This is a genomic window from Bacteroidota bacterium, assembly GCA_030706565.1.
Classification (GTDB): Bacteria; Bacteroidota; Bacteroidia; order Bacteroidales; family JAUZOH01; genus JAUZOH01.
In genome coordinates this window covers 1-11,613 of the sequence record JAUZOH010000098.1, presented here as the reverse complement: position 1 = coordinate 11,613, position 11,613 = coordinate 1, and the positions used below count along the sequence as shown (strand labels likewise).

Below are 11,613 nucleotides of genomic sequence, written 5' to 3'. Positions count from 1 at the left end.
TCATTCCCTGCAACCTCAAAACAGGATAATTCCTTGCCGTAAGCAGTCAGTCCATTGGCAGCATGGTCGAATTCAATTTTAATCTTGCCTCCGGTAGTTGTCATCGACTTAAAGGTAGGGCCGGAATAACCAATTCCTTTAATATTGTAGGTTTGGGCAAGTGCCAGGTATGCCAGGCGGTCACCGGTAATTTCCTTGTGAGAGGGATGAATGCAATTTTTCTCTCCAATATCCATTAAAGTGGCCATGCCCGAATTCGGGATTTCCTTCAATGCATTCAGCTGGGCTTCCCTGAGATAAGCCGAATTTAACCCGGACTTTCCGTAATCATAAGGAGCAATCTGGGCATAATAAAAGGCAAAATCTCCTATGCCCCATTTCGAGCGCCAATCACCTACCAGGGCAGGCATTTCCTTTTCATACAAGTCGGGATTATTCCTGTTGGCTTCGCCCTGATACCAGATGCTCCCACGGATTCCATAACCAACCACAGGTGCAATCATTGCATTAAAAAGTACGGTAGCCGAATGCGAATTTACTTTTGCCGAGTCTTCTTTGGCGGGAATCTTAATTTCCGAAAAAGGTTTTAGGCCCATTTCACTTGTCCATGCCTCTATAGGAGTACCTCCCCAACATGAACAGATCAAACCTACAGGGACATCCAGTACCTGGTTCAACATCTTCCCAAAGAAATAGGCACTTGCACTGAAATCAGCCACTGTCTCGGGATTGCATTCATTCCAGTTCCCTGAAAAGTTTGTTTGCGGAGTGGTGCTGGTAGCCCTTTTCGCATTGAAAAGCCTTATCTTGTTATTTTTACTGGCTACAATGGCCTCATTGGAGCCTAATACCGGCTGGCTTCTAAATCCTTTCACCGGCATTTCCATGTTCGATTGTCCCGAACATAACCAAACTTCTCCAATCAGGATATTTTTTATCCTCACCGTTTCCCCGTCACTGATGGTTATTTCGTAGGGCCCGCCGGCAGCAGGAGTAGAAACTTTTGTCCTCCATTCACCATTTGCCCCTGCCTTACAGGAATAGATTTTTTTGTTCCATGAAGTAACAATTTTTACAGTTGCACTCGGATTAGACCATCCCCAAACCGAAACGTTTGTTTTTTGCTGCAAAACCATATCATTTCCAAAAATTGCAGGCATTTTTATGCGTGCAAACAAAGAGGCTGATCCTGCATTTATAAACAGAATTAATAATAAAACTTTGTAATTCAGCAATTTCATAATATAAAATTTTAGGTTGAATAATTTTTAAATATATCAATACTTCCTTGAAGAAATTCTATAATTCCATGAATTATTCTTTGATAAATATTTCTCCTTTCAAGGCTGTACTTACATTTCTGTACCGGTTGAATTGCAGGCTTAACTTAACGAATACCGCCACACTTTATGCCAGTCCCCTTATCACCGGATAATTCCTTAAACAGGGGATAAATTTAAAATTACATTCAAACTTTTTCCCAATACCTTAATTTGTTGTAAATTACAGGTCCTATCTTTTATAGGATCAACAGGTATTTAATTTTTAAAAATAATCTTAATTTTTTACTACTATGTAATACAATGTATATTTATTTTTATATATCTTTGTATTAAACTTTAGTAAACCCTAAAATAATTATACGATGAAAACAACTTTAACAGTCAACCTTAATCAACTGATCTTCAACATTGACGAAGATGCGTACCGCGAACTGGAAACCTACCTGGGCAGCATAGAGGAACGCCTGGATATAATTGCAGAAAAACAGGAGATCCTCAAAGATATAGAAAGCCGGATTGCCGAAATTTTCCAGCAAAAATTAAGGAAAGGTAAAGAGGTGATCAACATTGAAGATGTGCAGGAAGTCATAAAAACCATTGGTTCACCTGAAGAATTTGGCGAAGGCGGGAACTTCAAACAGCCCGAAGCTCAGAGCACAAAGCCCTACAAACGGATGTACCGGGATCCCGACAACAGGGTGCTTGGTGGAGTATGCGGCGGCATTGGAGCATTCTGGAATTTCGATCCCATATTCATGAGAATACTTTTTATTATCCTGTTCCTCTTGTATGGATCGGGGTTGTTGATATACCTGCTGATGTGGATAATTATTCCCGAAGCCAAAACGCCTGAACAAAAAGAAGAAATGCGTGGCCAGGCCCCCTCTTTCCAGGATATCAAAAAGAATGTCAGTAAAGAATTTAAGAACATCAAGAAAAAAAATAAGCTTTAAATTCAATAGCCATGAATACTGAAAATATTAAAGCCCAGATGCGTAAAGGAGTCCTGGAGTACTGCATTTTGTCCATACTGTCGAAAAATGATTCCTATGCATCGGACCTCATCAATGAACTCAAGAAATCCAAATTAATTGTTGTGGAAGGAACTATGTATCCTATACTAACCCGCCAAAAAAATGCAGGGTTGTTGAGTTATCGCTGGGAGGAATCACCTCAGGGACCGCCCAGAAAATATTATTCCCTTACTCCTGAAGGTGTCGAATTTCTCAAAGAGCTGGACCAATCCTGGAAGGAACTGGTTGACGCCGTTGATTCCATCAGACAAAACCCTAACCAGTAAATCACAATAAAATGAAAAAGACGATAAAAATCAACCTGGGCGGAATGGCTTTTACCATTGACGAGGATGCATACGATAAACTGAAAACTTACCTGGCTCAAATTGGCGATTATTTCGAAAATGAATCCGAAAAAAAGGAAATCATCGATGATGTTGAAGCCCGTATAGCCGAACTTTTTAGTGTCAGGCTTAAAGAACAGAAAGAAGTAATTTGCCTGGACGATGTTTCGGAGGCCATCAAAATTATGGGGGAACCCGAAGATTTCCGTGAAGATAAGGAAACATCCGGTGAACCGGCCAAACAAAAAACAGGGGGAAAAACAACTACAAATAATTATTATTCCAAACGTTTTTACCGCGATCCGGATAATGCTGTTTTAGGAGGTGTTTGCGGAGGATTAGGCGCCTACATGAATATAGATCCGGTTATTATAAGAGTTTTATTTGTAATCCTTTTCTTCGGATTCGGTGTCATGGGAATTGTCTACCTTGTCCTCTGGCTGGTTGTTCCCAAGGCTTTAACTACGGCCCAGAAACTTGAAATGCGCGGGAAAGAAATTAATGTTTCCAATATCCGCAATGAGTACAATGATGCGGTGAATAACGTGAAAAAAACCGTAAGATCGGATGGATTCAATGATATGGTGCATGTTATGGGCAAAATTATCCGGACCTGCCTGAAAATATTTGCCCTGTTTATGGGGATCATCTTTATCCTGGTAGGTGTGGCCCTTTTATTTTTCTTCACGTTCCTTCCTTTCCATCATGATCTTTTCTGGGGTTCGTTGAATAACGTGGAAGTTTCTTTCCCACAACTGGTAAATCTTTTTGTCAGTTCCGGGAATGTAACCCTGGTAATCATCTGTTTGATCATTGCGTTAACAGTTCCACTGGTGGCTTTGATTTATGCAGGGTCAAAAATCATTTTCCACTTTAAAGCCAACGACAAAAACATTGGAATAACTGCACTGGTTTTATGGTTTATCAGCATCCTGACCCTGATTGCCCTGTTCTTCACAGAAGCCCGCAATTATGCCCAATATGAAACGGTAACCCAGACCTGTCCGTTGAAAGCAAACCCTGCCAATACCCTCTATCTTCAAGTAAATGAAAGTAAACCGCAGACACTGAATATAGATTCGTGGTTCTATCATGGGCACAGCCGTATATTGGTCACTGACCATGCGGATAAAATTTATGGGGAACCAACTTTTACCATTGAAAAAAGCGATGACGGTCAGATAAAACTCCTGATCAAAAAGGAGGCTCATGGAATGGACAGAAACATTGCAGCACAGAATGCCCAAAAAATAATCTATTCCTGGGAACAAAAGGATTCCCTCCTCCTGATGGATGATCACTTCAATCTCCCTGTAAATGCTAAATGGACATTCCCCAATATTTCAATCACACTGGAAATACCTGAAAACTATAAGGTTTTCATTAACCCTAACATGAGCGAAATTCTTCATGACATTAAAAATGTTTCCGGCACCTGGGATGAAAACATGGTGGGGAAAAAGTGGGTGATGAAAACCGATGGTTTGGAAGAAGTAAATCCCTGAAAATCTACCTTGTAAAAGGCATGTAACATTTGAACATAGCAAAATAAAAGACTTTTATTAAAAATATTTTTATTAAGGTTGCTGGGAATATAATTTTTTGTACTTTTGCCAAGCCTTAAATAAAATTGTCCAATGGTGTAATGGTAGCACAGCAGATTTTGGTTCTGTCGGCCCAAGTTCGAGTCTTGGTTGGACAACTCGAAAGCCTTGAAATTTTTCAAGGCTTTCTTTTTTTATAAACCTCCATTCCTGACAATCAATCAAATAACTGATTCCTGGTAATAACCACTAAATGGCACGGAGTTCACTAAGAAATATTTTATGATTTTTCTGTGCCCTTAGTGCCTCTGTGGTTGTATTTGCCTTTGAAAACTTTATTCTTCTTTTTATTCTCCATAAAATATTGGATAATGAGATCGCTTCGCTAAATTGTCGTCACAAAAAAGACTGTGACTGCGTTATTCGCCAATGAGCGAATAGGTCCGCCAGCTGGCGTATCACCGCTTGACATCGGTTTCGCTTGAACGGAATGCAGTCAAAAAAGATTCTATTTTTTAACGCTTCACGAAGGAAAATCCTGGAACTTTAAAACAGGGGACTCTGTGGCTCTCTGTGAAATTCCTCTGTGGAACTCTGTGAAATAATTAACTATAAAAATATAAATACGATAACACAGAGATACACAGAGAAGGCACAGAGGAATATTTCTCATTATTTCTCCGTGCCCTTAGTGCCACAGTGGTTGTATTTTCTGAATTTACCCCGGAGTCGTTTTGCCTGAGCAGAGTCGAAGGCAACTTTATACACAGGCTTTTGCTTAAATTTATAAAAAACTCTATATTTGATTTGAAAACCTTAAGAAAATATAAGAACGCCGGAATTAAACGAAGGTATGGAAAGCAAAAAGATCACCGTTAAACATTATCTGAATAAAAGAGCTAAAACCAGAATCTATAAAAATGAAGAATTTTATCCTCTGTATGTACAACTTATCGTTAAGGGACAAAAAGCACAGGTTAAAAGCAAAATCAATGAAGCCCTGAAGATTTACCGCAGTGATATTGACCGGATAACCCATTCTGATGAAAATCTGAATAATCTGTTCTCTGCCGGCTTTTTCTCTGATCAACAGCTGCAAAATATCAAACAGTCAGAATTATTCCCCTTTTTCCATCTGATCAACGATGAAATCAAAGTGATCAACCAGATCATCGTGCTGAAACATCCCTTTGAGGATAAGGATTTTTCACTCAGCACTTTCAGTAACGACTATGAAAAAAATATAGCCGAAATATCCAATATCATTGACGACAGGATTAAAGCCAACTACAGAAAGGAATTGAAAGGGATTTTCCTTAAAGCATTGGATCAGGAAGATAACAAAGAAGTTTTTAAAATCTCCAATTATTTGATGCATTACATCAATTGGGAAAATTCTTTTGTCAATTTTTATCAGGTCACCGCTGAAATTATGCCTGAAGAAATAAGGCTTATAGATAATTTACTAAGCAACGAATTGAGGATTTCCATTAAGGCCTTTATCTCATTTCATGACAGCATTAATATGCTGCAACGTTTTTTTGAAAAAAGGGAAATGGGAAAGCTCTGCACTTTGTCTTACCTGGATTGGCAAACCACTGTAAAAGAAAACGTTCTGCAAATTTTTGAAAAACTTTTTGGTGCCCAGAAAGCCCTGGTATATGTTTTAAGCCTGGAAAATATTCTTAATAATCCGGAAAATTCTTAATTTTCTTACCTTTCAATAAATCTCTATCCTGAACTTTTTCATTTCAGAAGTGTATCCTTTTGCATTTCCGCTTACTTCCTGCAAAAGGGACCAGAATTTTGGCCCATGGTTGTGATGGACCGTATGACAAAGCTCGTGAAGTATCACAAAATCTACTAATGGAATAGGAAGACGCATCAGATGCAAACTGAAATTCAGGTTGTTCACGCCCGAGCAACTACCCCAGCGTGATTTTATATTTTTAATGGTCACCTGATTATAATGAAAGCCAAACTTTTCTGCTAAAAGTTGAACCCTGCCAGGAATATATGTTTTTGCTTCAATCCTGAGTGCTTCGGCAATCCCCCGCCTCACGGCGGATTGTACCCGTGGATCTTTTACATTCAAAGTTTCAGGGTAAAAAACCTTTATCCATTCATTGGATAAACTTACCCTAAAAGCATTCTGACTGCAGGAAATAATTTTAAGCTGATGACTTTGGGTGGAATAATCCGTATTTTCGTCAAAAATGGTATACTTATTTTCTGCTTCCTGAACTTTTGTCAGGTTTTTTTTAATCCAGGGGATTTTCCTGGCCACAAATTCCTGAGCAGTGCGCAAATCACAACCACGTGGTACCACCACGCGAATACCCTCAAAAGGTTTCAGGCGAATACTCAGATTTTTTACATGATTGTTCTTGATGAAGCGAATGTCGCCTATATCTTTATAAAATAATGTCTTGCTTTCCATGTCGATTGAACAGCTGTTCCACAATTTGTCAGGCCGGCTAAATTATTCAGGAGAAGTGATGATCAATTTAAAGCCTTTACCATGAACATTAATGATGGATACTGAAGGGTCTTCCTTAAGATACTTTCTCAATTTGGTGATGTAAACATCCATGCTGCGGGCATTAAAATAAGTATCCTCAATCCAAATGGTTTTAAGTGCGAAATTCCGCTCCAAAACAGAATTAATGTTGTTGCACAACAAACGCAACAGTTCTGATTCTTTGGTGGTAAGCTTATAATTATTTTTTGCTGATTGCAAAATTTGTTTATTGGCATCAAAAGTGAATTTCCCCAGTTTAAAAACAGTCTGACTGGTAACCAGCTGGTCGGTTTTTGTACGGCGTAAAATTGCTTCAATCCGGAAAAGCAGTTCCTCCATGCTAAAGGGCTTGGTAATATAATCGTCAGCACCAATTTTGAAACCCTCAAAAACATCTTCCTTCATTGCCTTGGCGGTAAGGAAAATAATAGGGATATCACTATTAATCATCCTGATTTCGCGGGCAAGTGTAAAACCATCTTTGATAGGCATCATGACATCCAAGATGCAAATATTGTAAGAAGTCTTTTCAAAACTTTTAAAAGCACTTTCTCCATCAGTAAATAAATCGGTTTCATAAGATTTGGCCTTCAAATATTCACTTAAAAGATTACCCAGATTTTCATCATCCTCTGCAAGCAAAATTTTTACCTTATTCATCCCAGTATATTTTAATAAAAATGAAAAACCCTGTTGAACTTTCTTTCATTGCGGTTTTCATCTTTGTGTTAACTCTCCATAATCAGATCATGTCGGTCTGAATATCTGCAATAAAGATACCAAACCTGAGCGAAACAGTAAAAATCATTTTGATTCTTATTGCTCTTTGTAAAAGATATTCTTATTTATCAACCACAGTAGGCAAAAATATATGGAAAGTAGTACCTTTATTTATTTCACTTTCCAGGGTAATTTTGCCATTATGCTCTTCCACCACCTTTTTTACATAACTTAATCCCAAGCCAAAACCCCGGACGGTATGGATATTCCCGGTATGGACCCTGTAAAACTTTTCGAAAATCCGCTTTTGATTTTCTTTGCGGATACCAATCCCGTTGTCCTTGACTGAAATAACAATACCATTCTTAACATTTTTTGTACTCACACAAATAACGGGTTCGCCGTTGGAATATTTGAGGGCGTTATCAAAAAGGTTGGAAATAACATTGGTAAAATGAATTTCATCGACATGAATCAGCGAATTGGTCGCTTCAAGCTTCTTCTCGATCCGCCCCCGCTTACTTTTAACCTGAATGGCGAAATTTGTAGTCACATTATCAATCAATTCATTTGCATCAAGAGGTTCGGGCTTATAGCTTAATTTCCCCCTTTCAAACTTCGCACTTTGCAAAACCTTTTCAACCTGATAGCCCAGCCGTTTACTTTCATCTTCAATGACACCGGAAATATAATCCAGGTTTTTGACCTGAACGGGTATAGACTTATCCTTCAGCATCTGAGAAGCCAAAGAAATAGTGGCTATTGGCGTTTTCAGCTCATGGGTCATATTGTTGATGAAGTCGTTTTTCATTTCAGAAAGCTTCTTCTGTCTGAAAATAACAAACAGGGTAAAAGTAAAACTGAAGATGATGATCAGCGTCAGCAATATGGAAGAAATGCCCATGTACCCAATAGACTTGAAAATATAGGTATTTTCCGTTGGAAAATACATCACCAGGTAATTGGGCGGGGCAAAAATATCATTGGGGAAAAGCTGGGTATAATAAAATTTCGAATTGAAATTTTTGTCAAAATTTGCTGAAGTCAGGACATATTGAGCATTATACTTTTTTACTGCATATTCGCACCTCAAATCCAGTCCCAGGTTTTTAAGGTCCTGATTGATAATCCGGTTTAATTCAGCAGCATTGATCCTGTTTTCAATATTTTTATCCGAATGAATAATCTGGGTAATGATATTTTCTACAAATTTTCTTTGTTCTTTTAACCTGTAGGACAAGCTATTATTAAGATCCTGGTATTCCAGGGGAGTCCTGGCCAATTTTGAAGTATCAATACCAGCCTTGGAATGCCGGGATGAAGGGACAGTATCTTTTGAATATGCAGCCAGAGGGTTTTTAGCTATAGGATGAATGGAATCTTTAGTAATAAATACTCCATTTACAGAGTCATGTACTAAAATTCGGTTGATTCTGTGCGGGTTTTTGGAGTTTAAAATTAAGCTCAGGTCATCGGCATTGGCAGAAGTATCTTTCTTCAGGTGTTTGATTTCACTCAGGACATGATATAGGGTTTCCTGACCCTGAAGATCGTAAACTACTTTCGAAAGCGTACGGTTAACTAACAGCCTGAACTGTTGCTCCTTAATCTCCACTGCATTTTTAATCCAATATGCCTGGAAACAAATCAACCCCATTAATGCAATGGCCATTGCAATGACTGATACCCAAATAGATCTCTTGTTCATAATGCGATAAAGATACAGTACCCCTAACTATAGAATTAAAAATTTTAACATTTCTTAACGTTTGTTAACTTTCATTAACAAATCTATCCCTTATCTTTGTAACGTCAATAAGGAAATAAATAGTTCATAAGGTTTTTGTAAAATTAATACTTAGTTTGCAATAAATAAAATTGCAATTCCTGTGAGCAAGTTCTGAAGATGATTTAAAATTTGGCATAGATTTTGTTAATCTCATAAGAGATACACACATAAAGAATTAGGTGATAATTAGGTTTTTTTAGTAGTTTTGGTTTTTAAGGTTAATAGGTTGGAAAAGGGCGACGGGAGTCGTCCTTTTTTTTTATGTTTTTTTGAAAAAAAGACATAAAAAAAGCCCTCTTTCAGAGGGCTTCGTGGTACCACCTGGAATTGAACCAGGGACACACGGATTTTCAGTCCGTTGCTCTACCAACTGAGCTATGGTACCTTGTTTTTGGAGTTGCAAAGGTAGATAAATTTCTTTTTTAAAAAAATTATAGACTACTTTTTTTTGGTTAATGTGTAACTTTACGGCATAAATTTGGCTTATGGACTATCAGACCTATACATTAGCAAACGGGATCAGGATAATTCACAAACAGGTTCCTTCAATAGTGGGCCACTGTGGGATGATTATCAATGCGGGATCGCGGGATGAAGCAGAAAACGAACACGGCATGGCACACTTTATAGAACATGCCTTATTTAAAGGAACAACCAAACGCAATGCATACAATATTATCAGCCGGCTCGAGGATGTTGGGGGCGAAATGAATGCCTATACCACTAAGGAAGAAACCTGTATTTATGCCACCTTTCTGAAAAAAGATTATTCCCGCGCCTTCGAACTGCTCAGCGATCTGGTATTCCATTCCACTTTCCCGGAAAAAGAACTGAAAAAAGAAAAGGAAGTCATCATCGACGAAATTAATTCATATAAGGATGATCCAGCCGAACTGATTTTTGACGATTTCGAAGAACTGATCTTTAAAAATCAGCCCATAGGACGTAACATCCTGGGAAATTCTAAAAACCTGCACAGGTTTAAATCAGCAGATATCATCAAATTTATAAAAAATAACTATCATACCGATGAAATGGTTTTTGCTTCGATTGATGATATTCCTTTCGAAAAGATTAAAAAACTCTGCATTAAATATCTAAGTGAAATTCCTGCTAACCTGAGGAAAAACCACAGAATAAAATTCAACGGATATCAACCGGTGACCAAAATTGTTGAAAAGAATACTTTTCAATGCCATTGCATGATTGGTAACCTGGCTTATGAAGTAAAAGACGACAGAAGGGTAGCGTTAAACCTTTTATGCAACATTTTGGGCGGGCCGGGATTAAACTCCCGTCTGGGACTTGCCCTCAGGGAACACAATGGAATTGCATACAATATAGAAGCTTCCTATAGTCCCTATTCCGATACTGGGGTATTAAACGTTTATTTTGGGACGGATAAAGGGAATATAGAAAAAAGTATAGCCATAGCCCACAAAGAATTCAAAAAACTGAAAACCCAAAAGCTGGGTACTTTACAATTGAGCAAAGCGAAAAAACAAATGACCGGCCAACTGGCAATAGCCTCTGAAAGCAATGAAAACGTGATGCTCAATATGGCCAGGAGTTATATGATTTTCAACAAAGTAGATGATCTTGAAGAAATAAAAAAGAAGGTGGATGCCATCACATCCACCCAATTGCTTGACATTGCCAATGAGATACTCGATGAGAACATGCTCTCGACTTTAATTTTCAAATAGCAATCTTCTATTTTCCGGCAACCTTTTTGCTGAAGAAATCAAAAAGCAACCTTACGCCAACACCGGTCCCGCCTTTTGATTTATAATCCTGCGTTTCTTTTGTCCAGGCTGGCCCGGCAATGTCGAGATGAACAAAAGGGAATTTTGTGAAATGGGCCAGGAACTTTCCTGCAGTAATGGCACCAGCATACCTGGCCCCAATATTTTTAATATCGGCAATATCCGACTTCAAAGACTCCTCGTATTCATCCCAGAAAGGAAATTGAACAATCCGTTCACCAACATTATCGCCACTTTCAATCAATTTTTCAAATACCCCGCTGGAAGCCGTGCCCATGCCGACCGTTGCACCTGGACCAACTGCCATTAAAGCCGCACCGGTCAGGGTTGAAAGTTCAATAATAAGTTCCGGCTCATAATGAGCTGCATAAGCCAGTGCATCTGCAAGGATCATGCGGCCCTCGGCATCTGCATTTAACATTTCGACCGTAGTCCCATCATACATGGTAATGATATCCCCCGGTGTATAGGCATTATTCCCCGGCCTGTTATCCGTTGCCGGAACAAGCCCTACCAAATGAAGGGGCAACTTCTCCTTGGCAACGGCATAGATAGTTGCAGCTACGGCTGCAGCACCGCTCATATCGCTTTTCATATAATCCATGCTGTCGCTGGTGGGTTTAAGACTTA

10 protein-coding genes and 2 tRNA genes are annotated in these 11,613 nt (G+C 38.7%); 6 read left to right on the top strand and 6 right to left on the bottom strand.

Going from position 1 to position 11,613, the window contains the following annotated elements; translation table 11 throughout:
• On the bottom strand, window positions 1–1,241 hold a 1,241-nt coding region (locus Q8907_07065; protein ID MDP4274020.1), incomplete at its 3' end, for a sialate O-acetylesterase.
• A gap of 404 nt (window positions 1,242–1,645) precedes the next feature.
• On the opposite strand from Q8907_07065, the gene Q8907_07060 reads away from it, so the two are divergent.
• From Q8907_07060 to Q8907_07040, 5 genes are all read left to right on the top strand, one after another.
• Window positions 1,646–2,236, top strand: coding sequence for a PspC domain-containing protein (locus Q8907_07060; protein MDP4274019.1), 591 nt, complete (start codon window positions 1,646–1,648; stop codon window positions 2,234–2,236).
• Between the two features lie 11 nt (window positions 2,237–2,247).
• Window positions 2,248–2,583 carry a PadR family transcriptional regulator gene (locus tag Q8907_07055; GenBank protein ID MDP4274018.1) on the top strand — a complete coding sequence of 112 codons (336 nt, stop codon included), beginning with the start codon at window positions 2,248–2,250 and terminating at the stop codon, window positions 2,581–2,583.
• Between the two features lie 11 nt (window positions 2,584–2,594).
• Window positions 2,595–4,148 carry a PspC domain-containing protein gene (locus Q8907_07050; protein MDP4274017.1) on the top strand — a complete coding sequence of 518 codons (1,554 nt, stop codon included), beginning with the start codon at window positions 2,595–2,597 and terminating at the stop codon, window positions 4,146–4,148.
• A gap of 126 nt (window positions 4,149–4,274) precedes the next feature.
• Window positions 4,275–4,345: transfer RNA gene (locus tag Q8907_07045), tRNA-Gln, on the top strand.
• Window positions 4,346–5,040: 695 nt separating this feature from the next.
• Window positions 5,041–5,895 carry a hypothetical protein gene (locus Q8907_07040; protein ID MDP4274016.1) on the top strand — a complete coding sequence of 285 codons (855 nt, stop codon included), beginning with the start codon at window positions 5,041–5,043 and terminating at the stop codon, window positions 5,893–5,895.
• A 12-nt stretch (window positions 5,896–5,907) separates the two neighbouring features.
• On the opposite strand, the gene Q8907_07035 is transcribed toward Q8907_07040, so the two are convergent.
• From Q8907_07035 to Q8907_07020, 4 genes are all read right to left on the bottom strand, one after another.
• Window positions 5,908–6,627, bottom strand: a complete 720-nt coding sequence (locus tag Q8907_07035) for a SprT family zinc-dependent metalloprotease (protein ID MDP4274015.1) — start codon at window positions 6,625–6,627, stop codon at window positions 5,908–5,910.
• A gap of 42 nt (window positions 6,628–6,669) precedes the next feature.
• On the bottom strand, window positions 6,670–7,368 hold the full coding sequence (locus tag Q8907_07030) for a response regulator transcription factor (protein MDP4274014.1): 699 nt from the start codon (window positions 7,366–7,368) through the stop codon (window positions 6,670–6,672).
• 181 nt (window positions 7,369–7,549) lie between these two features.
• Window positions 7,550–9,136: a HAMP domain-containing sensor histidine kinase gene (locus Q8907_07025; protein ID MDP4274013.1), complete on the bottom strand. Its 1,587-nt coding sequence runs from the start codon at window positions 9,134–9,136 to the stop codon at window positions 7,550–7,552.
• 393 nt (window positions 9,137–9,529) lie between these two features.
• A tRNA-Phe gene (locus Q8907_07020) sits at window positions 9,530–9,602 on the bottom strand.
• 100 nt (window positions 9,603–9,702) lie between these two features.
• Between Q8907_07020 and Q8907_07015 the strand changes: the two genes are divergently transcribed.
• The gene (locus tag Q8907_07015) at window positions 9,703–10,923 is read left to right on the top strand and encodes a pitrilysin family protein (protein ID MDP4274012.1); all 1,221 of its coding nucleotides are present in this window, start codon (window positions 9,703–9,705) and stop codon (window positions 10,921–10,923) included.
• A 7-nt stretch (window positions 10,924–10,930) separates the two neighbouring features.
• Here the strand turns inward: Q8907_07015 and Q8907_07010 are convergent.
• Window positions 10,931–11,613 (bottom strand): M17 family metallopeptidase (locus tag Q8907_07010; GenBank protein ID MDP4274011.1); only part of this gene is annotated, 683 nt, incomplete at its 5' end.